Source organism: Saprospira grandis DSM 2844, assembly GCF_000275825.1.
Classification (GTDB): Bacteria; Bacteroidota; Bacteroidia; order Chitinophagales; family Saprospiraceae; genus Saprospira; species Saprospira grandis_A.
This window is the reverse complement of sequence record NZ_JH719942.1, coordinates 1,556,206-1,579,426: the sequence shown is the minus strand read 5'-3', so window position 1 is coordinate 1,579,426 and position 23,221 is coordinate 1,556,206. Positions and strand designations below refer to the sequence as shown.

Below are 23,221 nucleotides of genomic sequence, written 5' to 3'. Positions count from 1 at the left end.
TTTAAAAATGGAGTTCTAAACCTATTATAGTATCATCTTCTCTCGCTTCGTATTGGAGTATGTCGTAGCCATATTTTTTGACTGTTTTTTCTAACTCAAGAGTTGTTATATCGATATGTTCACTGTAGAGTTGATCTGAATTAGTTTTTATGGGTTGTCCTTTAATTAGTTCAGTAATAACTTTTGGAATGGACTCCTTAGGAATTGCAAAAATAAGGATGTCGTCTTTTTCTAAGTGAATATTTATATCGTGGATTATATTCTGATGTGGGAATTCTGAAATGTAACACTTTTGTACGTTATTAGAATCTGTGTTGACTTGGTTGATGAATTTGTCGATGGGAGCAACTGGTTTAGATTTCAAAATTAAAAAAATAAGAGGGGCGTGTTGAATGTCTTTATTGAAGTGTCTGCCTAGGTTTTTATATGAGAAACTTTGCCTTGTTAGAGTATCTGAGTGTTCAGTTTTAAAAGCCTCAAAAGCTGTGGAGAGACTTACATATTGAGGGGTATTATGCTCAGGGTAATATTGATGAACAAATCTTTCCAAATCTCTAATAGTTTTGAAAAGAACAGTTATGTTGGAATTGAACTGTACAGATACCCTTTGATAACTATTATTGTTTATCTTAATAAGATTATGTATAAACCTATCTATATTTTTGCTAAAAATAAGCTTCATCTTATCATCTACATCAGGCAACTTATATCCAAGGTAAAACTTATTAGTTGTCTCTCTATAACTATCCCTTAGCCTTAGCCACATTATGGCTGCATTATAAAACTCGTCTATTGTCATAGAATTTTCTTTTTTACTATAAAAAGTAAGACTAGAGACAAGCGCTTCAGCTAGTATTTGACCAAGCTCTTCATTATCATATTTTTGATAAAGGCTATTATAAAAAATAAGAGTACTATCGATAAATTCTTCACCTTCTACAACCTCTTTCAGTATATGTGTAAAACGCATGTTTTTTTCTGTTACACGCTCCTGAAGAGCTTTGTTCTCAATGATTAGTTGTAGGTAGTTATTAATGGTATAGAAATTTTTTGTTTTAATGTTTATGCAAAAGTATAAGTAGTTTTTTAGCTCAGGTGGTGTTTGGATGGAATCAATAATTCGAGGATCAAGACGCCTGTTTAATTCCATTATTATATCATTATGGTCATGACGCTCATCTGCCAATAATTCATCAATTTCTTTGAATGAATAATGTCTAATTTTATCAAAAAACTCATAGTCAATGTAACTCTCAGGTACAAATTGGGAGTACATTATGTTGAAAAGGTCTTTGTGGTATATACGAGAGTCTCTATTTCTATTGAAGCTGTATTTATTTGGAAAAAGCGGCATTTGATTTTCTTTAGTTACTGCTTGAGGGAAAAGCACATTAAGCGTTTCTATAAGGGGGACTATAAATTTTTCTTGCCCCATATTCTTAAGTAGCTCTTTTATAAGGTGTTTGTCTTCCTCATTTTTTTCGTTCGTATCTTCTTCAGGACTAGGAAGAGTGATAAACGTAAGTTTATCTCCTGAATCATCAAATATTTCCCCTTGGGACTGCCAAAGTGCCTTGTAAACTCTAGGAAACTTTAGTTTAATGAGGTAGATGTAAAAAATATCTTGGCTATCAATATATTTTGATAGCTTTGGATAGTCAAGCACTAAACTATTATGAAATCGTACAATGTCCCGAACATTAGAGATGAAATGCCAAAGAATAGGGTTGGTTGATTTAAACCAGTGGTTATCGCGATCTTCAGCCTCTTTTTCAAGAGTGGGGACTAGTTCTTCTAGTGTTTTTTCTTGACTTTTCTGTAGTACTGTTTTTAAAATATCAAATAATTCTTCTTTCGTCATTACAGGCAAACTGACCTCCATCTGAACAATTTTCTCTAAAAAGTAGTGGCTCCCATGCTCATTCAAGTTACTTTTAATAGCATGGTGAACATAGTCTTTATCATAGGCTGTAATAAAGCTAAGTCCCTCAAAGTTAGCGACATTTCGTATGAGTTTTAGGACCGCAATAATTTCGGGACTATCCAGCCGATCTAAATCATCTATAATAATTAAAATAGGAAGAGGAATTTCCTTAATGATTTTCCGAAGCTTATTGTATTCTTCCTCTGTGCCTTGAGGCTCTTCAAGTAGGTTAATGCTTTTTAGCGCTAGCTTACTAAAAGTTGAAAGACTTGTATTTGTTGCTACTGCTGAAATATTAAAAAGACTATTCAGATAATTGTTAATCTGTGGCCCAAGACGATCATCATAAGGCGAGAGCTGCTTTCGAAGCGTATAGAAAAAGTCTTTAATGACGGCCTCTTCCCCTTTGTTTTTCCAAGGATGGAACTCAACGATAATTGCAGCAGTATCAGCTTTTACTTTTTCTGTGATAAAACTTATAAAAGTAGACTTTCCTGTTCCCCAGCCTCCAGTTATGGCAATAGCAAAGGCTTGCTTACTATTTATATTGAGTAACTCTTTGGCTAGTTGTTCTGCATAGCCTTTTCTTAGACTTCCTTCAATACCTTTTTGAAGTACAATGCTGTCTTCAGCTATTAGTTTGCTATTTTTTTGCCTCGGAAAATTGAAGCTCGAAACTATATAGTATAAGCTGTAGAGCGCAGCCAGTATATATACAATTGCGATGTAAGAACTATTGCCTTTTTTAGGGAAAAATATAAGCTCATCTATTGCTAGCTGATAATAACTCAGACTAACTGTTAAAGAAAGCCAGAACAAAAGCTTCATAGGAGACTTTGTCCTGTGCTCTGCAGATATTTTTATAGCGTAAACAAGATAGGAGATTAAAAATACAGCTCCTAAAGCAATAGATAATGGCCAGTTAATCTCTATAGGATCTATGATTAACTCTAAATGCAATGCTATAATTATCTGACTAATAGGTTCAGAGAAGATAATGCTCAAGCCAGTAAGGCTAGGGTAAAAAAGGTACTTTCTGTTTCTAAGCCAGCATTGATAGAGATTATTGAATGTTCTATTATCGTTTCTCTTTTTGGGCTTCTTTGTTTCTATAAGGGGTTTGGTCATTTTGGTCTTTTATTTAGGCTTTCAAGATAACCAAATAGGAATGCTCCGACAACTAAACTTGCGGAGCATTTATGTTTAAAAACCTACCTACCTTCACAGCCCTACTCCCCCAAACGCAAATCCCCAACCCCAATAGCCACCACCGACAACAACAAGTAGAGCAGAATCCCCGCAGGCAGGGCCAAGCCCAAGGGCAAAAAGATGAGTAATGGCAAAAGACCCAAGATGAGCAGAAAACGCCAACGGTTGGGCCGCCAAGCCAAAGACTTAAACTTGAAGCTGAGCAAGGGAATCTCTGCAATGAGGAGGTAGCAAAGCAAGGCCAACAAGCCATAGAGCAAGGGGGGCCAAAGTAGGTATTGCTCCAATCCATAGAGCTGCTGCTGTACGGTCCAAAAGTAACCGAAGACAAAGAGGGTGGTGGCCGGGGTGTTCAAACCAATAAAGCTTTCCGATTGCCGACTATCCGTATTGAATTTGGCCAAACGCAGGGCCGAAAATAAGAGCAACAAAAAAGGCAATAAGAGCAGGTAGCTTTCCCGCTGCCCCCATTGCAATCCCTCCGGCAGCCCCAAGGCTTGCATGAAGAGCTGATAAAGCATGGCGGCCGGAAAAAAACCAAAGGAAATCAGATCCGCCAAGGAGTCTAGCTCTTTGCCCAATGGCGATTGGGCCTTGAGCAAACGAGCCAATAAACCATCTCCAAAGTCAGCAATTAGGGAGAGCAAGAGACAGTAGGGCAAAACCTCCCATTGCCCAGAAAATAGACTGATAATAGCCGCCGCCCCCGCCCAGGCATTCAATAAAGTGACCGAATTCGGAATTTGTTGCTTGATTTTACTCCACATAAACTAACATTTTGATAAGAAGAGGAAGGACAAAGATAGCAGAAAAAAAATCTAGCTTTGCGCAATTTTTTGCCGCATCCAAAACCTTTGTTTATGCCTACTCGCCTTCTCACCGCCCATTTGGCTCTCTTTACCGTAGCCCTTTTGTATGGCGCAAACTATTCTATCGCCAAGATCGCTATGCCCGATCCAATTCCCCCCGCCGCTTTCATTATGCTTAGGGTCCTGGCCGCTAGCCTGCTGTTTTGGTTCGCTAGCTTTTGGCTTAGGGAAAAGGTCGCTAAGCCCGATATTCTCCGCCTAGCTATTGCCTCCGCTTTTGGGGTGGCCTGCAACCAATTACTCTTTTTTAAGGGATTAGAAATGACTAGCCCGATTAGCGCCTCACTTATTATGCTGACGGCCCCCATTGTGGTCCTTTTGTTTTCGGTGTTCTTCCTCGGCGAGCAGCTCAATAGCCTGAAGATTATCGGAATTATTCTAGGTGTTATCGGTGCTGCTTACCTGATTCTCAATACGGGCAGCTCTGCCGCCTTTAAGGCTAGAAACCCCCTGCTGGGCAATTTGTTGATCGGGGGCAATGCGGTGGCCTACTCGATTTATCTGATTATGATTAAACCCCTCACCCAAAAGTATCAAGCTATTACGCTGCTCAAATGGGTCTTTCTGTTTGGCTGTTTTTATGTTTTGCCCTTTGGCGGCCCCGGCGCACTGGCCATTCCCTACAGTCAGTTGTCTGCAGAAATATGGGCGGTGCTGGCTTTTGTCCTCATTGGCGTAACTTTTCTGGCCTATCTGCTCAATGCTTGGGCCCTGCAACGCCTGCCCGCCTCGGTGGTCAGTAGCTATATCTATTTGCAGCCCCTACTGGCCGCTTTGGTCGCTATTCTCCTCGCTGCCGACGAGCTGCGGCCCGCTCTTTTTATCTCTGCCGCCTTCATTTTCTCTGGCCTCTTCCTGATCTCTTATAAGAAGAGGAAACCCAAATTACAAGAGCAGGTAGTTTAGTGTTTTTTTGGGGCCTCCCGCCTTCGGCGGGCGCTACGTTTCGCAGCTCGCTATTCGCTCGGCCCTTCGCAGGCAAAGCCTGCTTGGTCTGGCCTGACGGCCACTGCTGCACATCGCTAGGCCTGCGGCCCTTCGGGCCTGTAGGATGGATATATAGACCTGCGGGTTGAAACCCGCAGCCAATTTCGGAACAACGAGGCAAGCTTTTAGCGGCCCCATGGCCTGCAGCTTAAAAGCCGCAGGACCTGAAAACCGAATGCCTTCGCCTATCTCCAATGAAGCAGGGGCTTTTAAGCTCCTGCGGCGAGAAATTTCAAGGCCCCTTGGATTGGCTGCGGCCTTTAGGCTGCAGGATTCTTGACCCAAAAATACAAGCGCCTTCCATATTTCGATTTTAAGCACCTATCCCTAAACTGTAGTAGGGTCGGTCCAGAAAAAAAAGATAGGAGATTATAGATACGCCCGGAGGGATTTGTAAACTGCAGATTAGCTCTGGCGTGGCGCCAGAGGCGTTTTGCAAATGCAGATTGAGGCTGGCGTGGCGCCAGAGGCGTTTTGCAAATGCAGATTGAGGCTGGCGTCACGCCAGAGGCGTTTTGCAAATGCAGATTGAGGCTGGCGTCACGCCAGAGGCGTTTTGCAAATGCAGATTGAGGCTGGCGTCACGCCAGAGCTGTTTTGCAAATGCAGATTGAGGCTGGCGTCACGCCAGAGCTGTTTTGCAACTGCAAATTAGCTCCGGGCATCGTTTAGAGCTGTTTTGCAACTGCAGATTAGCTCCGGGCATCGTTTAGAGCCATTCTGCAACTGCAAATAAATAAGATGCGGCTGTTTTGGCTGTATTTGCATCATCCGCAGCTAGCTAAACTAGCGTTTAGCTGCCGCCTTGGACCAACAAGCGCCTAGAGCATCTCTCTAGGCGCATGAAGCAGAAATTCGTCTAGAAAGGGCCGGAGGCCCCGCGGCTGAGGGATGGATAGGGGGGCGGCGAAGCCGCAGACCCAGCTTTTGAGCGCAGCGAAAAAGCGCAGGGCCGAGCGAACAGCGAGCCCCGACACAGCCCGACCCGCCCGCAGGGCGGGGCAGCCCCAAACCATCAGAAAAAACATAAAAAAAGCAGCTCTCCCATAATGGAGAAGCTGCTCAGTAGATCAAAAGGCAGATGATCTAGCCCTTAATTTTTTCAATCAAGGCCTTAGTTTCCTCGGCTTCCACAGCTTGCGCCTTGGCCAATTCCAGGGCCTTTTCGGCAGTGGCTAGGGCCTCTTTCTTCTTGCCCAATTTATGGAGCAAATTGGCTTTGGTATCTAAATTATAGTAGTTTTCCTCTAGTTCAATAGACTTATCGATCCATTTGAGGGCTGCTTTGAGTTGTTTTTTATTTTTTTCTTCATAAAGACCGTCCCAAGCGGCTTCATTAAGCTCCTCCCAGCTATCAGTATGTTCTAGCAGCATGATATTGAGATACTTAAACTCTTTTTCTGTTCCCTCATGGATCATCATATTGAGCATATCTGTATAGTAATTGCTCAAGTCCTTAGGGAGGTTTTGCTTAAACTTTTTGACCAGCTGCTTATACTCTTGGCTTTTAGTGCCTTTGCCGTTTTGGGCCTCTCCGATGATATGCATCTGATTGAGTAGAGCGTCCTTCATATACTCTTCGACGGCTTCTTTGCCATTTTCTGCTACAAACTCTTCTTTGTGGGCCAAAACATAGTCCAAGTACTTTTGCTCAAAAGCCCGTATGCTCAGCATCATAATGTCGAAATGTTCGTTTTGCAGCCATTCTTTCTCTGGAATAAGGTCTAGGTAGGTATGGGCTTCATTGCTACACTCTTCATGGGCAGCATTTAGGGCTAAGATATAATTGCGTAGAAATTCGGCTTGGCGGTCGCCTTTTTCATAGCGTTTTTTGAGGCTAAAGAGCTGTTTGTTGGGGTCCAGGGCCTTCTGGCTTTCGGCAATCAGTGTCTTTAGGTCGGTAATACCCACTATTTTGTGAAGCAATTCGCCATGGGCAGAAAAGAACAAGAAGCTAGGGTTGATGCAGTCCCCGGCTTTCTCAATAAAAGCGGGTTCATTGGTATTTGCTATATCTACTTTATAGCTAATAAAATGGGCATTAAAATCTTTGCCTTCCTTAGGATGGCTAAAAACAGTTTTGTTCAGCCATTTGCAGGAGTCGCAACAATCGCTATAGGCATCGACAAAGACCATCTTTTTTTCTTTTTGGGCCTGATCCAGAATATCGGCCCATTGGCCTTCTTCAAACTGAATAACCTGCGCCCAGTTGGGGACAGTTGTAAGAAGCATAAAGAGAGCTAAGCTCCAAAAGGGTAATCGTTTCATATTAAGAGTAATTATCAAGGAGTGAGTAATATATAATCTATAGTGGGGTACTTCATGCTTAAATTGGGTATAAAAAGATAAAAAACCTAGGCTGTTGGAGCAGTTTGGTCCATACTGCCCAAAAGTAGAGCTAGGTCAAGCAGGCGGCGGAGCCGCCGCAGGCTGAGGGATGGATAGGGGGGCGGCGAAGCCGCAGACCCAGCTTTTGAGCGCAGCGAAAAAGCGCAGGGCCGAGCGAACAGCGAGCCCCGACACAGCCCGACCCGCCCGCAGGGCGGGGCAGCCCCAAACCATCAGAAAAAACATAAAAAAAGCAGCTCTCCCATAATGGAGAAGCTGCTCAGTAGATCAAAAGGCAGATGATCTAGCCCTTAATTTTTTCAATCAAGGCCTTAGTTTCCTCGGCTTCCACAGCTTGCGCCTTGGCCAATTCCAGGGCCTTTTCGGCAGTGGCTAGGGCCTCTTTCTTCTTGCCCAATTTGTGGAGCAAGTTGGCTTTGGTATCTAAATTATAGTAGCTTTCCTCTAGTTCAATAGACTTATCGATCCATTTGAGGGCTGCTTTGAGTTTCTTTTTGCTGTTTTCTGTCTGAAAGTAGCTCCAAGCCACCTCATTAAGCTCCTGCCAGTTATCAGAATGTTCGAGCAAGAGGATATTCAGGTACTTAAACTCTTTTTTGGTCCCATTGTAAATCATGGTATTGAGCATAGCGGTATAATAATCGGCCAAATCCTTAGAAAGGGTAGTATTGAGTTGTTTGACCAGCTGCTTATACTCCTCGCTTTTAGTGCCTTTGCCGTTTTGGGCCTCTCCAACCAAATGGATCTGGCTCATGAAGGCGCCCTTCATGTATTCTTCAACGGCTTCTTTGCCATTTTCTGCTACAAACGCTTCTTTGTGGGCCAAAATATAGTCAAAGTACTTTTGCTCAAAGCCCACTTCAGTAAGCATCATGATCTCAAAATGCTCGCTTTGCTTCCATTCGGCTTCTGGAATAAGACCGAGATAAAGCTTAGTCTCCTCTACATTGCTTTCATAGGCGGCGTCTAGAGCCTTAATATAATTTCGTAGAAATTCGGGCTGGCGGTCGCCTTTTTCATAGCGTTTTTTCAGGCTAAAGAGCTGTTTGTTGGGGTCTAGGGCTTTCTGGCTTTCGGCAAGGAGCTGTGGGGCATCGGGGGCACCCACTGTTTTATGAAGCAGCTCGCCATCGGCAGAGAAGAATAGGAGGGTGGGGTAGGCTTGCACCCCATGTTTTTCGGCAAAGGCAGGGCCCTCGCCTTTTTCCATATCAAATTTATAGCTAATATAGTTGGCCTCGAAGTGTTGGCCTACTTGCGGTTGGCTAAATATCTTTTTGCTCAACCATTTGCAGGGGCCGCACCAAACGGCATAGGCATCCACAAAGATCATTTTGTTTTCTTTGAGGGCCAGGGCCTTGATTTCCTCCCAGCTTCCTTTGGTGAAGTTGATGCCGTTGGCAGATTTGGGCATTTTCTCTTCAATCTTTTTGAGCAGGGCCTCGGTTTCGCTGACATCATCGCCATTTTCCTTGCCTAGGGCAATAGATTTCTCGGCGGCTTTTTTGGCCTCTCCGTAGCGCTTGAGTTTAAAGGCGAGATTAGCCTCTGTATCGGTATTGGCAAAGCTAGGGGCTAGGGCCACCGATTTTTTGGCCCAGCTATGGGCCATGCTCAAGAGTTTTTCTTCTTCCTTTTGCTCAAAATAGCTCCAAGCGTAGCTATTGAGCATTTGGGCATTTTCGCAATGCTCATTGAGGTAGGCATGTAGGTATTTATCGCGTTTGGGGGTACGGAAATAATACTGTAGGTCCAAGAGTGAAATGCTGGCTGCTGCTTCTTTCTCGCTCAAAATGCTTTTAATCCGATCCTTATAGAGGAGGTAGGGTTTTTCTTGTTGTTCTTGGGCAATTTTGCGCATGCCCGCCTCTAGTCCAGCCTTGAGGTAGTCATTCACTTTCTCTTCGCCCAAAGCTTTTACAAAGTCGGCCTTTTTGGCCAATACCTTATCATAGATCGGGCTGCTTTGGTCGGCAAAAAGCTCTTCAATGAGGCTAAAGTATTCCTTTTGGGGCCAGTTCACTTCCTCTGCTTCTTCTAGTTGTTTTTGGGCCACTTCCTGCGCGCCGGCATAATCGCCGCCATTCATCAAAGCGTCCAAATAATTTTTCATTTCGCTTTTGCCCAAGCCCTTTTTAGATTGATACTGCTTTTGCAAGGTATAGAGTTGCTTTTTGGGATCGATTGCCGCCTTGCCATCTTCTACTAAAGCCTCGGCATCTTTGGCGCCCATGACCTTATGAACGAGCTCTCCTTCTGCAGAGAAAAACAGCAGGGTCGGGTAGGCTTGTACCTTATGGGTTTTGGCAAATTCGGGCCCTTCGCCCTTTTCCATATCAAATTTATAGTTGATAAATTTGGCATTAAAGAGCTCGCCTACGGCCTCATCGGGAAAGCTATTTTTGGCCATCCATTTACAGGGGCCACACCAAACGGCATAGGCATCGACAAATATCATTTTCTTTTCCTTTTTGGCCTTGGCCAGAATATCGGCCCATTGGCCTTCAGAGAATTTAATGCCCTGTGCCCAGCTTTGGCCGGCACTAAAGAGCATAAAGAGCGCTAGGCTCCAAGAAATCAATTGTTTCATACGGATATAATTATGAATGAGCGGGTAATTGTTTTGTTTTGGGGCTGCCCCGCCCTGCGGGCGGGTCGGGCTGTGCGGGGGCTCGCAGGTCTGCTCGGCCCATCGCTTTTTTTCGCTTTGCTCAAAAAAGCTCGGTCTGGCCTTCGGCCACCCCCTACCATCCCTCAGCCGGGGCGCTTCGCGCCCTGCTAGATCCAGCAGTACCTTATAGTTGGGCCAAAAACTGGCTCAGTTGGCGAACGGCTTGGCCTCTATGGCTAAGCGTCTGTTTTTCTGCTAGGCTCATTTGGGCAAAGCTGCGCTGATGTCCTTGGGGAACAAAAATGGGATCATAGCCAAAGCCTTTTTCGCCTAGGCGTTGGGGGGCAATTTGGCCTGGGGCGATGCCTTCAAAGTAGTGGATATCATCTGGACCGAGATAGAGGCAGATGACGGTTCTAAATTGGGCGCTACGATCTTGGGCCTGGGCCAATTCTTTTAGTAGCAAATCCATATTATCATTGGGGTCTTTTTGTGGCCCGGCATAGCGGGCGGTATATACCCCTGGGGCGCCATTTAGGGCGGCTACTTCTAGGCCCGTATCTTCAGAAAAACAGGGGTAGCCATAGTGGTCCCAGACGTATTGGGCCTTTTGTAGGGCATTGCCTTGCAGGCTATCTTGCTCTTCGGGAATATCTTCTAAACAACCAATATCAGGCAGAGACAAAAATTCGTATTGCTCGCCCAACTGGGCCTTGATTTCACGGATTTTGCCCGCATTGGCGGTCGCCATGACCAATTTTTTCTTTTGCATTGCTTCTGTTGTTATTTTTCTGAGGGGAAAATATCTTGTAAGGCCCGCCAAAGGGCCAGTTTGTGCTGCTTTTGTAGGGCAATTTTCTGTAGCGCAATGCCCCGCAATAATTGTAGGTCCTGATAATGGACCAATTGGTAGAGCGGCAGCTCGAGCCGCAAGCCCAAAACCGCTGTGCTGAGGCCAAAGAAAAAACAAGGTGCTAGCGGCTTTTCCTGCAACTGAAAACTTTGCTTTGGGGGGCAGGGAACAACTTGTACATCTTGCTCTAAAGATAAGCCCACTGCTTGCATGACCTTAGCCAAAAAATCGAGCTCCTCGGCTGTATGTTCTTGGGCCAAAAAAACATAAGCCCGCCGGCCTTCTTCTAGGGCTAGAGGCTGCTTGGCTATTTGATAGAGTTCAGTTTCAAAGAAATTTAAATTAAACTTCATTTTATTGGCTTTTATGAAAGCAAATAGGCCTTTAATTGCTGTTTGTCTTCTTTTTTGCTAAAGAAACTAAAGATAATAAACCGCCTAGCTCGCCTAAGATATTATCAGTTAATTGGAAGTACTTCAAAATAATGCAGGAGCAATAAAAAGGTTATACAGAATATTATTCCTATATATAGCTTATTATTTGTTTTTTATTCTAAACAAATGTTAATAGTTTTCTGTTAACAGAATTTTTTGTATCTTCACGATCCGAAAGCCATAGGCTAGTCCTGAGGAAGTAAAGCATTTTAGTGGGAAGGTATTCCGTGGAGATTTCTTTTTCTGTTAGGGTTCAAAAGTACGGAAAAAGCCGAAGAGTTTGGACTATTTGCAAGGCTGCGGCAATCATCTTTAACCTCATCTAATATATATATAGTATGAAATATCCAATTTCAGTGGAGCAGACGAAGCAATCTCGTCTGGCCGAGGTCGATTTTGATAACTTGATTTTTGGTCGTGTGATGTCAGATCATATGTTTGTGGCTGACTACATTGATGGTGAGTGGACCGATTGTAGAATTCTCCCTTATGGCCCAATGCCTATGAGTCCTGCTATTATGGCTTTGCATTATGGCCAGGCTATTTTTGAGGGGATGAAGGCGAATAAATCGGCCAAAACGGGGGAGCCTATTTTGTTCCGTCCCGAATTGCATGTAGAGCGAATCAATCGTTCGGCCAAGCGTTTGGCCATGCCAGAAATCCCAGCCGAAATTTTCTTAGAAGGGGTACATCGTTTGGTTGATTTGGATCGTGATTTTATTCCTCAATCAGAAGGATCGGCCCTTTATCTTCGTCCGCATATGTTTGCTACAGATGCTTATTTGGGTGTTCGGGCTAGCGATACTTACCGTTTTGTGATTATGAGCTGCCCTGTAGGGCCTTATTACCCCAAGCCGGTTAAAATTAAGGTAGCCGAGAAATATGTCCGTGCTTTTCCTGGTGGAGTAGGTTTTGCAAAGGCAGCTGGCAATTATGCGGCTACTTTGGCCCCTGCCTTAGAGGCCAAAGAACAGGGCTTTGACCAGATTTTGTGGCTGGATGGTAAAGAGTTTAAATATTTGCAAGAGTGTGGGACCATGAACATCTTTGTGGTCATTGATGGTAAGGTGATTACGCCTCCTACCACAGATGCTATTTTGGCGGGCATTACTCGCGATAGCTTGATTCACTTGCTAAAAGACAAAGGCTTTGAGCTAGAGGAACGCAATATTTCTATCCAAGAAGTAATTGAGGCGCATGAAGCAGGTAAACTAGACGAAATGTTTGGTTCTGGAACGGCAGCGGTTATCTCTCATATCTCTGATTTCAGCTACAAAGGCAAAAACTTTGAGTTGTCTCCCATCGAGGGCCGAAAAGTAGGGCCTATGGCCAAAAAGTTAATTGAAGATTATAAAGTAGGTGCTGTAGAAGATACTTTTAATTGGTTGTTGCCTGTGCGCAGCAGCAAGAAAGAGCTATCTAAATAAGCATAGACTAGATACTACAGGAAAGAGCAGCTTCTCTAATTTTAGAGCAGCTGCTCTTTGTTTTTTGGTCCTAGAACAAAAAAAAAGGGGCATTTCTTTAAGGGCCTAGATAAAAAGTTATTTTTGTAGCATCTTGCTTTGGAGCGGGCAGGCGGCGAAGCCGCCGCAGGCTAAAGGCCAAATAGAAGCCCTGTTACTTCTATCCTTTGATTTAATTTCCTGCTATTCTGCGTTATTTTTCTCCGCCATAGCTAAGGCTATGCCTTTAAAAAATGCCTAGACTAGCCTGAAATTCTTATCAAAGAATGGCCGAAGCGCTAGGACTTCCATTCGGCCTAGCGATGTGTAGGGGGGCGGCGCAGCCGCAGACCGAGCCGCTGCAGGCGGCGAAGGGCCGAGCAGGCTTGCGAGCCCCGGAACGTAGCGCAGCAAGCGCAGCGCAGCTGAGGCCCCAAAAAAACTAAATTTTTATCATTAGGTCCTTTTGGGCCAATTACTCATTGATACTGCTATTCTGTATGGATTTCATGACAATTTTCTTTCTCATTATTGGCTTTGTATTGCTCATCAAGGGAGCCGATTATCTGGTAGATGGGGCTTCGGCGGTGGCCAAGCGCTTTGGGATTCCAGATATTATTATTGGTCTGACGGTGGTGTCTATGGGGACCTCCGCACCCGAGTTGGTGGTCAGTGTAGGCTCTGCTATGAAAGGGTCTACGGGTTTGGTCTTTGCCAATGTGATTGGGAGTAACATCTCGAATACCTGTTTGATTTTAGGGGTGGCGGGCCTAATTGTGCCCTTAGTGGTGCAATCGACCACCGTAAAATATGAGTTGCCCTTATCGATTTTGATTATTCCCCTGCTCTTTATTTTGTCTAATGACGCCATGCTTTGGGGGGCCGAAACAAGTACGCTCAGCCGCATCGATGGCTTTATTTTATTGGGCCTATTTGTGGGCTTTTTGTACTATGTTTTCCGTTCGGCCAAGAACAATCCCGAAGAGGTAGAGCAGATTGATCCCTTACCTGCATGGAAGTCGGCCATCTTTATTGTGGGCGGTATTGCGGCTCTGATTATTGGTGGCGATTGGGTGGTCAGTTCGGCCAAAGATATTGCTAAAGCCTTTGGCATGACCGAGCGTTTGGTGGGCTTAACGGTGGTTGCAGTAGGCACCTCCTTGCCCGAGCTAGCGACCTCTGTGGTAGCGGCCATGAAACGCAATTCTGATATTGCGATTGGTAATGTGGTGGGCTCGAATATCTTTAATGTACTCTTGGTTTTGGGGACCAGTGCGGCCATTATGCCCACCAACTACGAGCTGGCCATCAACTTTGATTTATACTTCCTGATGGCGGTCAGTTTTGTCTTATTTGCCTTCTTTTTTGTGGGCACTTTGCGCAAAGAAAGCCTCTATACCCTAGACCGCTGGGAGGCGGCCCTTTTATTGGTGGCTATCATTAGCTATTTTACTTACATCATCGCCAATGACCCCGGTGTAGCCGCTCTAGGCTAGGGTTTTTGCCAAAGGCTATCGATGCCGGGATATTCTTTTTTGGCCCAGCGCCATAGCCGTTTTTCCCAGCGTTTTAGGGCTTTATTTTGGAGCTGATGGGCCTGCCAATGGGCAGAAAAAACAAGAGAATCGCCTTGATAAAAGGCCATAGAAGAAACTGGCGCTCCTGGCATAGGGGGCGGCAGTTCTTTTGTTTGGGGCCTAGGGGCTTTGGGGCCCAATTTAGGGGGCCCTTTGGCCAGGAATTCCTCCTGTTGGTTAGCCGATTTACGGACAATTTGCAGGCCTTGGCTATCCAACTTCATCCGCAGCGACTGCTGGTAGGGGGGAGGGAGGCTAGGGTTGCCGTTATAATATTCTAGACGGTCCCAACTAGGGCCTTTGTGGCAGGCAAAAAGCAGCAGGCAGGCCAAGAGGCTAAGCCCAAAAATCTTGAAATGCATAAAATTGGATTTAATGTAGGGCTAAGTTAAGAAGTTGTTGGAACATTTAGGGGCGTATATTTTTTGGGGCTGCCCTCCCTTTGGTCGGGTCGCTCCACTTCGCAGCTCGCAGGTCTGCTCGGCCCTGCAGCCCTTTGGGCTTGGGTCTGCCGCCTTTGGCGGCCCTGCTCCGGCAGCTCAGCCTGCGGGCGCTTTGCGCCCTGTCCACCGCAGAAAAAAAGCAGGACAAAAAGACCATAAAAGGGAACTAAAAAAGAATTCCCCTAAACAAAATTTAACAATAGTTAAGACCCATCAAAAGAAATTTAATTTTGGGCAAAGGGGATTTTCTTATATAAAAGAGAGTAAAGCTATCATTTTACTGCTAAAAGCTTCTAATTGAAGCAACTGCGAGCTAGAAACTAGGGGGCAAAAAAAATAAAATTCCTTTGCATAGGTGGCGAAACTGCATATCTTTGCAGCGAATTTAAGAAAACCATCATAAGCTAAACAGCATGCTTAAGAAAATTTACAGCCTTCTAGTAATTGCGATTTTGGGCCTTTTTGTAGGTCAGAATCAGGCTTATGCTTCTGGGGGCGATGACCCCATTGAGGCGGTCATGCACCACATTGGCGACGCACATCAATTTCACATTGTAGGCGATATGTATTTGCCTTTGCCTTGTATCGCTTATAGCGATGCGGGTTTGTTCTTTAGCCTATCTTCTGCTTTTGAGTACAGCCATGCCAACCATATGAGCAGCAAAGCCATTGATGGTTATGTTTTGTATCATGATGAGTTGATGCACATCAAGGGAGATTTCCCTGCTGGTGTTGTAGAACTAAAAACTGATGGACATGCCGATGCACATTCAGATCAGCCGATGCCTGGCCATAGTGATGCTCATGGCGACAAGCAGGTGGTAGATGAGCATGGCGTGCATACAGAGGGTGGTCATGATCGTGATGAAGTGCATGTGATGCACCAGATTACGCATGAGGGAAAAACTTATGAGCTAGAGTCGGCCAGTAAGCTACAAGCTATGACTAGCTGGTATGATTTCTCGGTAACGAAGAATGTATTTTCTATGTTTTTGGCCTTCTTGCTATTGGTTGTCGTCTTTAGCTCAGTAGCCAAAGCTTATAAAAAGAATCAAGGAAGAGCGCCCAAAGGCCTTCAGTCTTTGCTTGAGCCTATCTTTGTATTTATGCGCGACGAAGTGATTGAGCCAGCAATTGGCCACAAGTGGGAGAAATTCTTCCCCTTCTTGATGTCGCTATTTTTCTTTATCTTGTTCTCTAACTTGTTGGGTCTCATTCCGTTCTTTCCTGGAGGAGCCAACATCACGGGGAACTTGGGGGTAACTTTGGTCTTGGCCGTATTTACCTTCTTGGTCACTAACCTCAGCGGAAATGGCCACTACTGGCGCCACGTTTTGGCTATGCCTGGTGTACCTCTTCCCATTTTGATTTTGTTGACGCCTATTGAGGTTATTGGTTTGTTTATTAAGCCCATTACGCTCTTGATTCGTTTGTTTGCAAACATTACAGCCGGTCACATTATCATCCTTTCATTGGTTAGCTTGATCTTCATCTTCTCTAATGGAGGCGAAGATACAGGCGGTGCTGTAGGAGGTGGAGCGATTGCTGTTCCTTTTGTATTTGCCATGAACTTCTTGGAGCTCTTTGTCGCTTTCTTGCAAGCCTTCATCTTTACTTTGCTTTCTTCTATTTATATTGGTGCAGCTGTAGAAGAGCACCATCATGAAGAAGCACACTAGATTTTGACTAACGATTATTATTTATATTTTTTTCATTCTTTAATCATTACTTATTATGGGACCTCTTGGAGCTGGACTAGCTGTTATCGGCGCAGGCCTTGGAATTGGACAAATTGGCGGTAAAGCCATGGAAGGTATGTCACGTCAACCTAAGGCGGCTGGTGACATCCGTACAAGTATGATTATCGCTGCTGCTCTTGTTGAGGGTGCTGCCCTCTTTGCTATTGTAGTAGCTTTGATCAAAGAGTAATTTTAACTCTTCAAGCTGACTCGGCAACGATTGGTTGTCGAGCAGCTTCTTTTCTTTTAGAATTTATACTATTTCTTATAATACACATATATACTCTGCCTTATGCTTTATCTAGCAGACTTCTCTGTGATGAATCCAAGCTTCGGCTTGTTGTTCTGGACCAGCATCATCTTCATCTTGGTATGGTTGGTAATCGGCCGCTTTTTCAAGAGTATCAAGAATGCGCTTAAAGATCGTGAAACCGATATCCAGTCGGCTCTAGATCAGGCCAAATTGGCTCGTGAAGAAATGGCTCAACTAAAATCTGAGCATGACGTATTGTTGAAAAAAGCTCGTGAAGAGCGCTTGAAAATTATTGCTGATGCTGAGGTTGCTCGTGAGCAAATTGTAGAAGAAGCCAAAGCTAAAGCAGACCAAAGCAGCCGCCAGATGATTGAGGCCGCTAAAGTAGAAATTGAGAACCGCCGCAAAGAAATGGAGGTGGAGCTCTTTAACGAACTCGGTCAACTTTCTGTACATCTTGCAGAACAACTCATTGGCCGCGAACTAGAAAACAAACATGAGGATTTCATCCAGTCTAAAGTGACTGAGTTGAAAAATACAGACCTCGCTAAGCTCAACTAATTTTTTCTTCCTCTAACTTTTAGCTATTATGTCTATTAGCCGTATTGCCGCTCGCTACGCCCAATCACTCTTTGATTTGGCCCAACAAGAGCAAGCACTCGATCAAATTCATGAGGATGTAAAAAGTATTGAGCAGGTGGTAGAATTGCCCGATTTTAAGGCAGTCATGAAAAACCCACTGATCTCTACCGAGAAAAAAGAAAACATCTTCGAAGCCGTGTTCAAAGGGAAAATTCACCCTCTGGCCCTCAATACTCTGATGGTCATGGCTGAACACAAAAGAGAACGCTACCTTAGCGCTTTCTGCCACTTCTTCCACAACCTCTACACTGAGTATAAAGAGGTTTCTATCGTTAAACTGACCACGGCCTCTACCGTTGGCCAAGCCACTATTGACAACATTTTGGCGGGCTTTCAAGAAAAAGGCCTAATCAAAAAAGATATTGAACTAGAGGTGGCTGTAGATTCTAGCCTTATCGCTGGATTTGTGCTCGAGTTTAATGATAAAGTATATAACGCCTCTGTGGCGCAAAAGCTCTCTGAGCTGAGAACCAAATTTAGTCAAAACCTCTATACTAAAAATATTTAAAGATATGGTTGACGTAAGACCGGACGAAATCTCCGCAATATTGAAAGAGCAAATTACTGGTTTTGGCGCCGGTGCAACGCTCGAAGAAGAAGGTACCGTATTGGAAGTGGGTGATGGTATCGCCCGTATCTATGGTTTAGCAAATGTAGCGGCCGGTGAATTGGTCGAATTCAAAGATAAAGGGGTGCAAGCTATTGCCCTTAACTTGGAAGAAGATAACGTAGGGGTTGTTCTTATGGGGGCTTCTGAAAAGATTAAAGAAGGAGACAAAGTAAAACGTACTGGCCGTATCGCTTCTATCGATGTAGGAGAAGGTATGCTTGGCCGCGTAATCAATCCTTTGGGCCAACCGCTAGACGGACGTGGCGCTATCAAAGGAGAACGCTACGCTATGCCTCTAGAACGTAAGGCTCCTGGTGTAATTTACCGTCAGCCTGTAAATGAACCACTCCAAACAGGAATCAAAGCTATCGATGCCATGATTCCAATCGGACGTGGACAACGTGAGTTGATTATCGGTGACCGCCAAACGGGTAAAACCGCTATCGCTATCGATACAATCCTCAACCAAAAAGAATTTTACGACCGCAATGAGCCCGTATACTGTATCTACGTTGCCGTAGGCCAAAAAGCTTCTACTGTAGCTATGGTAGCTAAAACACTAGAAGAAAATGGCGCTCTTCCTTATACCGTAATCGTTTCTGCAGCAGCTTCTGAACCTGCCCCCCTTCAGTTTTATGCTCCCTTTGCCGGTGCCGCTGTAGGTGAGTTCTTCCGCGATACAGGACGCCCCGCTCTTATCGTCTATGATGATTTGTCTAAGCAGGCGGTAGCCTACCGTGAGGTGTCTCTACTCCTACGCCGCCCTCCCGGACGTGAGGCTTATCCCGGTGACGTTTTCTACCTTCACTCTCGCTTGCTAGAACGCGCCGCCAAAGTAATCAACAATGATGAGATCGCTCGCGAAATGAACGATTTGCCCGAATCACTCAAAAACGCTAAGGATGCTCAAGGTAATCCTATCGTGAAAGGTGGTGGATCTCTTACGGCTCTTCCTATTATCGAGACACAAGCAGCCGACGTTTCTGCTTATATCCCAACGAACGTAATTTCTATTACCGATGGCCAGATCTTCCTAGAGTCTAACCTTTTCAACGCCGGTGTGCGTCCCGCTATTAACGTAGGGGTGTCTGTATCTCGCGTAGGAGGTTCTGCTCAGATCAAACCCATGAAAAAGGTATCTGGTACCCTTAAGTTGGACCAAGCTCAGTACCGCGAATTAGAGGCTTTTGCCAAGTTTGGCTCTGACCTCGATGCCGCTACTAAGCTCGTTCTTGATAAAGGTGCCCGTAACGTAGAAATCCTAAAGCAACCTCAGTATTCTCCCGTTTCTGTAGAGAAACAGGTAGCTATTATCTACTGTGGTACTAAGGGCCTTTTGCGTAAGGTACCCGTAGATCGCGTTAAAGAATTTGAACGCCTGTTCTTGCTCGAACTCGATCGCCGCCTACCCGATGTACTTACTGCTTTCCGCAATAAAAAGTACAACAAAGAAGATCTCGCTAAGATCGAAGCCCTTGCCGCCGAAATGACGCAGCAGTTCGCTTAACTATATACTCTGAGGATTTGGGCTGGCCCCGCTAGCCCAAACCCTTCTTTTCTTATTTTCACCATCTAGATGTCTCGAAATGGCCAACCTTAAAGAAGTACGTGACCGCATTCAGTCGGTAAACTCTACGCAGCAAATTACCAAAGCGATGAAGCTGGTAGCGGCCTCTAAGTTGCGTCGTGCCCAACAAGCTATTACGCAATTGCGCCCTTACTCAGAAAAACTCAATAGCATTTTGTCTAACATTATGCTCACTGTTGAAGAAGGAGCAGATGAGTCTGGCTACTCTAATGAACGCCAAATCAATAAGATCTGCCTAGTGGTGATTAGCTCTAACCGTGGCCTTTGTGGTGCCTATAACTCTAATGTAATCAAACAGGTCATCGGCCTGCTAGAAGAAGGAGGAAAATACCACAACCAATATGAAGCAGGCAATGTATCTATGCTCTTTATTGGTAAAAAAGCATACGATATCCTCAAAAAGACCTACACTAAGGCTACTTTGATTACGGATTATCTCGATATCGTAGGCAAAGATTTCTCTTCTCAAGATTCTATGCCTATTGCCGAAATGCTTATGCAGCAGTACTTAGACGAAGACTATGACGCTATTGATATCGTCTACGCTAAGTTCCGTAATGCCGCTATGCAAGAGTTTGAAGTAGAACAGTTCCTCCCTATCGCCAAAGCAGAAGCCTCAGAAGGTCAAGAAGACTTTTCTGTAGACTTTATCTTTGAACCCCCCAAAGAGGAGTTGCTCGAATACCTCACGCCTACGATCCTCAAAACGCAGTTTCATAAAACTATCCTAGATTCTAATGCCTCTGAGCATGGTGCTCGTATGACGGCTATGGATAAAGCTTCTGAAAATGCCGATGAGCTCCTACGTGACCTTAAAATTCACTACAATAAAGCCCGCCAAGAAGCAATTACTACCGAGTTGGGAGAAATTGTGGGCGGTGCCGCCGCTCTCGAAAGCCAATAAGGCAAATAGAGATATACAAATAAAAAAAGGAAGCCAATTGGCTTCCTTTTTTTATATCACTAGCTTAGTTCTAGTTTGCACCAGGACGACGCTTCTGTGAAGAGGCATCATTGGTAGTCGTTGCTCCACCACGCTGCTTCTGTGCATTAGCATCTCCTTTGGTAGTCGCTCCACCACGACCCTTCTGAGGATCTTTAGTGGCTCCACCAGAAGTCGCTTCTTCAGCAGGAGTTGTAGATGAACCCTCGCTACCAGAGGTAGCAGAACCAGAATTAGGCGCAACAGGACGAGTGCTGCCACCAGCAGTAGTACCGCTCTTTGTGGGCTCCTCTTCAGGAGTAGCTTCGCCATTCTCTTCTTTGTACAAGCGCATCGCCTCTTCATCAGCAGTTTCTTGGCATTTCTGCATCTGCTCTTCCATGAATTTGGTCTTTAGCTCTTCATATTTGGCGTCAATTTTCGCCTGCTCACCATCATCAAAAGATGATAGCAAACCAAAGGCACCCAAACCTAGGCAAAAGGCACCCGCAAACAATAGTTGCTTTTTCATAACTATATCGGTTTTATAAAAGTCAAAATAAAATTACTGCTCAGCTTCTCCTTCTGCTTGCTCAGCCATAGCCTGAGCAATAGAGTCTTTTTTAGTCGCTACCAATTCGTCGCACTTTTTAGTGGCTTCTTCCATTAGGGTAGCTTCTTCTGTTTTTAGTTTTTCTTCCGCTTTCTTGGCAATATCCGCCTCGCTAGAAGCTCCGCCGCCGCAGCTAACGACAGAAAAGGCCATAAGGCCTAGGCTCAAAGCGCCTACAATTAGTTTTTTCATGATCTTGTACTTTTGATAAAATGATTCGTGAATAGACTCAAATTGCTTGCTAAAAAGCTTTTTGAGCCTATACAAATTTAAGATAAAATATCAGATATACAAGCGCAAGGCCCTGTTTTACTGCCTTCCCGCAGTTGGCTTTTCTTCTTTTACAAAATACTATGGCCCAATCTTCTCTTGCTTTTTCTGTTCTTTTTTTGGGGCCCGCGGCCAGCAAGCTGGCCGCCGCTATGCTGCGGGGCTCACAGGTCTGTTCGGCCCTGCGGGCTACACTTCGTTTCGCCCTTGGTCTGGCCTTCGGCCCCCCCTTCGCAGCGCTGGGCCGCTCAGCGGTCTTTTTTCTTTGGGCTTTCTTCTTTGGCGGTTGGGCGGTTTGGGATCCATGGGCTGAAGCCCATGGTTGTGGGGCTGAGCAAACTGGCGGGCTAAAGCCCTTCTTTGCTGATGGAGCCTAGTGGAACAGAAAATCCCCTCGAAGGAGGGGATGGTGATTTTTTCGATAGCCTAGGGCCTTGGCCCTAGGGTTCCTATGAAATTTATGGGGGAGAAAAAAACAAAATCAAACTACCGAAGAAAAAAATAACCCTTGTTCAAAGCGGTAGAGGATTTTAATCCTCTCCGCACTATAGATGTAGAATGGGGTTGTTGCATGGCTGTAGGTTTCAACCTACAGGTATATATATCCATCCTACAGGCCCGAAGGGCCGCAGGCCTAGGGGCCTGAAAGGGGGCCGCGCAGCGGCAGACCCAGCCAGCTTGCTGGCGCAGGGCCGAGCAGACCTGCGAGCCCTGAAAGGGCCCGGCCGCCGCAGGCGGCAGGCCCCAAAAAAAACTTAGTTGTTTTAAAAAAAAGTGTAATGAAAAAAATTAGCTACAGCATCCTTTGTTTTTGGGTACTATTGTCCTGTCAGTTTTCTGAAACGCCGACCCAAGAAGGGCCTAGCGAGGAGGTTCTAGCAGAAAAGCCTGCTGAGGACTTGCCTCCAAAACCTCATTGTGTATGTAATGATCGAATACTAGATGCCGATAGTTGTGATCTGTTATTTCAAAATATTTTGGGACACTACAAAGGGGTTAAAATGGAGAAAATTGGTTCGGTAAAATGGGGGCGAAATCACTTAGGGAACACCTCAATAGAAGTAGCCGAAGCCGAAAAAGATAAAGCGCTTATTATAGAGCGGGATCGATATATTTATGGAGAGGATACCTTTTCATTTAAAAAGGTAGCTTTAGTCAGCTTGTCACTTACCACCTTCTTTGGAACAGGAACCTCGGGGGTATTTCCGGTAGATACATCTAGGTTTAAATGGAGAGATAGCGTAGATTATTATGTATTGACTTTAGAGGAAGATCCTCCCAATTTTTACAACATCATGGTCATTAATGGCCGGTACTATAGTTTCCCAATTGAGGATTATTTAATGGAGTTAGAGAGAGAGGAGCAATTTGAGTATACCCACTTTGTGGAGAAGAAACCTTCTCCGATTAGGGGGGAAGAGGCGAATACGGTTCCAACAGATAGTGCTAAGGGCTTGCTTAATGACCTTATAGGGATTTATAAGCAGGGAGAGGGACTTCGTTTGGGCTCATTGAGGTGGGGAGCAGATTATTTAGGTCGGTCTACAAAAGAAGACTTAAGAAAGGCGCAATCTAAGCGCTACGAAATAAAGAAGGGGCAGTTAATATATGGAAAAGATACGGTGCTTTATGAAAGAGCCGTTTGTTGGCAGGAACCGCTTTATGCGTTTTTAGAAACAGCAAAAGAAGGTGTTTTTCCCTTAGATAGCAGTAAATTTGATTTCAGTGGATACGATACGGTAACAGTCTATAACTTTAGGAAATTAACAGCTGTATCTAAAGGGCTGGATAAGGAATTGTTTCCCAATCGTATGATGAGTATAAAAGGAAAGATGTACCTCTGGATACTTGATGATTATTGGACGGAGGTTGAAAAGTAGATT

19 protein-coding genes are annotated in these 23,221 nt (G+C 44.8%); 10 read left to right on the top strand and 9 right to left on the bottom strand.

Features of this window, described 5'->3' with window-relative positions; all coding sequences use genetic code 11:
* Nucleotide 1: 1 nt before the first annotated feature.
* Complete coding sequence (locus SAPGRDRAFT_RS07185) at nt 2-3,052, bottom strand: KAP family P-loop NTPase fold protein (RefSeq protein ID WP_002658358.1); 3,051 nt, start codon at nt 3,050-3,052, stop codon at nt 2-4.
* Between the two features lie 101 nt (nt 3,053-3,153).
* Entirely contained in the window at nt 3,154-3,900 is a 747-nt protein-coding gene (locus SAPGRDRAFT_RS07180; RefSeq protein WP_002658357.1) for a CDP-alcohol phosphatidyltransferase family protein, read from the bottom strand.
* A gap of 93 nt (nt 3,901-3,993) precedes the next feature.
* On the opposite strand from SAPGRDRAFT_RS07180, the gene SAPGRDRAFT_RS07175 reads away from it, so the two are divergent.
* Nucleotides 3,994-4,908: a DMT family transporter gene (locus SAPGRDRAFT_RS07175; RefSeq protein ID WP_002658355.1), complete on the top strand. Its 915-nt coding sequence runs from the start codon at nt 3,994-3,996 to the stop codon at nt 4,906-4,908.
* 1,167 nt (nt 4,909-6,075) lie between these two features.
* Here the strand turns inward: SAPGRDRAFT_RS07175 and SAPGRDRAFT_RS07160 are convergent.
* The 4 genes from SAPGRDRAFT_RS07160 to SAPGRDRAFT_RS07145 all read right to left on the bottom strand — a co-directional run bounded on the left by SAPGRDRAFT_RS07160 (nt 6,076) and on the right by SAPGRDRAFT_RS07145 (nt 11,155).
* A complete protein-coding gene (locus tag SAPGRDRAFT_RS07160) occupies nt 6,076-7,257 on the bottom strand; it encodes a thioredoxin family protein (RefSeq protein ID WP_002658354.1) in 1,182 nt (393 codons plus the stop codon).
* Between the two features lie 364 nt (nt 7,258-7,621).
* Nucleotides 7,622-9,928 (bottom strand): thioredoxin domain-containing protein, encoded by a 2,307-nt coding sequence (locus SAPGRDRAFT_RS07155; protein WP_002658352.1) that lies wholly within the window; start codon nt 9,926-9,928, stop codon nt 7,622-7,624.
* A 205-nt stretch (nt 9,929-10,133) separates the two neighbouring features.
* The gene (gene rdgB / locus SAPGRDRAFT_RS07150; protein ID WP_002658350.1) at nt 10,134-10,721 is read right to left on the bottom strand and encodes an RdgB/HAM1 family non-canonical purine NTP pyrophosphatase; all 588 of its coding nucleotides are present in this window, start codon (nt 10,719-10,721) and stop codon (nt 10,134-10,136) included.
* Nucleotides 10,722-10,732: 11 nt separating this feature from the next.
* Entirely contained in the window at nt 10,733-11,155 is a 423-nt protein-coding gene (locus tag SAPGRDRAFT_RS07145; protein ID WP_002658347.1) for a DNA polymerase III subunit psi, read from the bottom strand.
* A gap of 419 nt (nt 11,156-11,574) precedes the next feature.
* Between SAPGRDRAFT_RS07145 and SAPGRDRAFT_RS07140 the strand changes: the two genes are divergently transcribed.
* Complete coding sequence (locus SAPGRDRAFT_RS07140; protein ID WP_037349923.1) at nt 11,575-12,663, top strand: branched-chain amino acid aminotransferase; 1,089 nt, start codon at nt 11,575-11,577, stop codon at nt 12,661-12,663.
* Between the two features lie 518 nt (nt 12,664-13,181).
* Nucleotides 13,182-14,177 (top strand): calcium/sodium antiporter, encoded by a 996-nt coding sequence (locus SAPGRDRAFT_RS07135; RefSeq protein WP_051018612.1) that lies wholly within the window; start codon nt 13,182-13,184, stop codon nt 14,175-14,177.
* Here the strand turns inward: SAPGRDRAFT_RS07135 and SAPGRDRAFT_RS07130 are convergent.
* The gene (locus tag SAPGRDRAFT_RS07130; protein ID WP_002658341.1) at nt 14,174-14,620 is read right to left on the bottom strand and encodes a hypothetical protein; all 447 of its coding nucleotides are present in this window, start codon (nt 14,618-14,620) and stop codon (nt 14,174-14,176) included. The genes SAPGRDRAFT_RS07135 and SAPGRDRAFT_RS07130 overlap by 4 nt on opposite strands.
* A gap of 494 nt (nt 14,621-15,114) precedes the next feature.
* Here SAPGRDRAFT_RS07130 and atpB point away from each other — a divergent pair, with 494 nt between their 5' ends.
* From atpB to atpG, 6 genes are all read left to right on the top strand, one after another.
* A complete protein-coding gene (gene atpB / locus SAPGRDRAFT_RS07120) occupies nt 15,115-16,380 on the top strand; it encodes a F0F1 ATP synthase subunit A (protein WP_002658340.1) in 1,266 nt (421 codons plus the stop codon).
* 55 nt (nt 16,381-16,435) lie between these two features.
* Nucleotides 16,436-16,630, top strand: coding sequence for an ATP synthase F0 subunit C (atpE, locus tag SAPGRDRAFT_RS07115; RefSeq protein ID WP_002658338.1), 195 nt, complete (start codon nt 16,436-16,438; stop codon nt 16,628-16,630).
* Nucleotides 16,631-16,732: 102 nt separating this feature from the next.
* The gene (gene atpF, locus SAPGRDRAFT_RS07110; protein ID WP_002658336.1) at nt 16,733-17,254 is read left to right on the top strand and encodes a F0F1 ATP synthase subunit B; all 522 of its coding nucleotides are present in this window, start codon (nt 16,733-16,735) and stop codon (nt 17,252-17,254) included.
* 28 nt (nt 17,255-17,282) lie between these two features.
* Nucleotides 17,283-17,843 (top strand): ATP synthase F1 subunit delta, encoded by a 561-nt coding sequence (atpH, locus tag SAPGRDRAFT_RS07105; RefSeq protein ID WP_002658334.1) that lies wholly within the window; start codon nt 17,283-17,285, stop codon nt 17,841-17,843.
* 4 nt (nt 17,844-17,847) lie between these two features.
* On the top strand, nt 17,848-19,452 hold the full coding sequence (gene atpA / locus SAPGRDRAFT_RS07100) for a F0F1 ATP synthase subunit alpha (protein WP_002658332.1): 1,605 nt from the start codon (nt 17,848-17,850) through the stop codon (nt 19,450-19,452).
* A 79-nt stretch (nt 19,453-19,531) separates the two neighbouring features.
* Nucleotides 19,532-20,437: an ATP synthase F1 subunit gamma gene (gene atpG, locus SAPGRDRAFT_RS07095; protein ID WP_002658330.1), complete on the top strand. Its 906-nt coding sequence runs from the start codon at nt 19,532-19,534 to the stop codon at nt 20,435-20,437.
* A 70-nt stretch (nt 20,438-20,507) separates the two neighbouring features.
* On the opposite strand, the gene SAPGRDRAFT_RS07090 is transcribed toward atpG, so the two are convergent.
* Nucleotides 20,508-20,987 (bottom strand): hypothetical protein, encoded by a 480-nt coding sequence (locus tag SAPGRDRAFT_RS07090; RefSeq protein ID WP_002658327.1) that lies wholly within the window; start codon nt 20,985-20,987, stop codon nt 20,508-20,510.
* A 33-nt stretch (nt 20,988-21,020) separates the two neighbouring features.
* Entirely contained in the window at nt 21,021-21,260 is a 240-nt protein-coding gene (locus SAPGRDRAFT_RS07085) for a hypothetical protein (RefSeq protein ID WP_002658326.1), read from the bottom strand.
* A gap of 857 nt (nt 21,261-22,117) precedes the next feature.
* Here SAPGRDRAFT_RS07085 and SAPGRDRAFT_RS07070 point away from each other — a divergent pair.
* Complete coding sequence (locus SAPGRDRAFT_RS07070) at nt 22,118-23,218, top strand: hypothetical protein (RefSeq protein WP_002658322.1); 1,101 nt, start codon at nt 22,118-22,120, stop codon at nt 23,216-23,218.
* Nucleotides 23,219-23,221 lie beyond the last annotated feature (3 nt).

What these genes read in the sequence shown, in the direction of transcription:
- SAPGRDRAFT_RS07155 (WP_002658352.1), bottom strand. Translation starts at nt 9,928, where the DNA reads ATGAAACAATTGATTTCTTGGAGCCTAGCGCTCTTTATGCTCTTTAGT.
- SAPGRDRAFT_RS07145 (WP_002658347.1), bottom strand. Translation starts at nt 11,155, where the DNA reads ATGAAGTTTAATTTAAATTTCTTTGAAACTGAACTCTATCAAATAGCC.
- atpB (WP_002658340.1), top strand. Translation starts at nt 15,115, where the DNA reads ATGCTTAAGAAAATTTACAGCCTTCTAGTAATTGCGATTTTGGGCCTT.
- atpF (WP_002658336.1), top strand. Translation starts at nt 16,733, where the DNA reads ATGCTTTATCTAGCAGACTTCTCTGTGATGAATCCAAGCTTCGGCTTG.
- SAPGRDRAFT_RS07140 (WP_037349923.1), top strand. Translation starts at nt 11,575, where the DNA reads ATGAAATATCCAATTTCAGTGGAGCAGACGAAGCAATCTCGTCTGGCC.
- atpA (WP_002658332.1), top strand. Translation starts at nt 17,848, where the DNA reads ATGGTTGACGTAAGACCGGACGAAATCTCCGCAATATTGAAAGAGCAA.
- SAPGRDRAFT_RS07130 (WP_002658341.1), bottom strand. Translation starts at nt 14,620, where the DNA reads ATGCATTTCAAGATTTTTGGGCTTAGCCTCTTGGCCTGCCTGCTGCTT.
- SAPGRDRAFT_RS07160 (WP_002658354.1), bottom strand. Translation starts at nt 7,257, where the DNA reads ATGAAACGATTACCCTTTTGGAGCTTAGCTCTCTTTATGCTTCTTACA.
- SAPGRDRAFT_RS07180 (WP_002658357.1), bottom strand. Translation starts at nt 3,900, where the DNA reads ATGTGGAGTAAAATCAAGCAACAAATTCCGAATTCGGTCACTTTATTG.
- atpH (WP_002658334.1), top strand. Translation starts at nt 17,283, where the DNA reads ATGTCTATTAGCCGTATTGCCGCTCGCTACGCCCAATCACTCTTTGAT.
- atpE (WP_002658338.1), top strand. Translation starts at nt 16,436, where the DNA reads ATGGGACCTCTTGGAGCTGGACTAGCTGTTATCGGCGCAGGCCTTGGA.
- SAPGRDRAFT_RS07135 (WP_051018612.1), top strand. Translation starts at nt 13,182, where the DNA reads ATGGATTTCATGACAATTTTCTTTCTCATTATTGGCTTTGTATTGCTC.
- SAPGRDRAFT_RS07185 (WP_002658358.1), bottom strand. Translation starts at nt 3,052, where the DNA reads ATGACCAAACCCCTTATAGAAACAAAGAAGCCCAAAAAGAGAAACGAT.
- SAPGRDRAFT_RS07175 (WP_002658355.1), top strand. Translation starts at nt 3,994, where the DNA reads ATGCCTACTCGCCTTCTCACCGCCCATTTGGCTCTCTTTACCGTAGCC.
- SAPGRDRAFT_RS07070 (WP_002658322.1), top strand. Translation starts at nt 22,118, where the DNA reads ATGAAAAAAATTAGCTACAGCATCCTTTGTTTTTGGGTACTATTGTCC.
- SAPGRDRAFT_RS07085 (WP_002658326.1), bottom strand. Translation starts at nt 21,260, where the DNA reads ATGAAAAAACTAATTGTAGGCGCTTTGAGCCTAGGCCTTATGGCCTTT.
- atpG (WP_002658330.1), top strand. Translation starts at nt 19,532, where the DNA reads ATGGCCAACCTTAAAGAAGTACGTGACCGCATTCAGTCGGTAAACTCT.
- SAPGRDRAFT_RS07090 (WP_002658327.1), bottom strand. Translation starts at nt 20,987, where the DNA reads ATGAAAAAGCAACTATTGTTTGCGGGTGCCTTTTGCCTAGGTTTGGGT.
- rdgB (WP_002658350.1), bottom strand. Translation starts at nt 10,721, where the DNA reads ATGCAAAAGAAAAAATTGGTCATGGCGACCGCCAATGCGGGCAAAATC.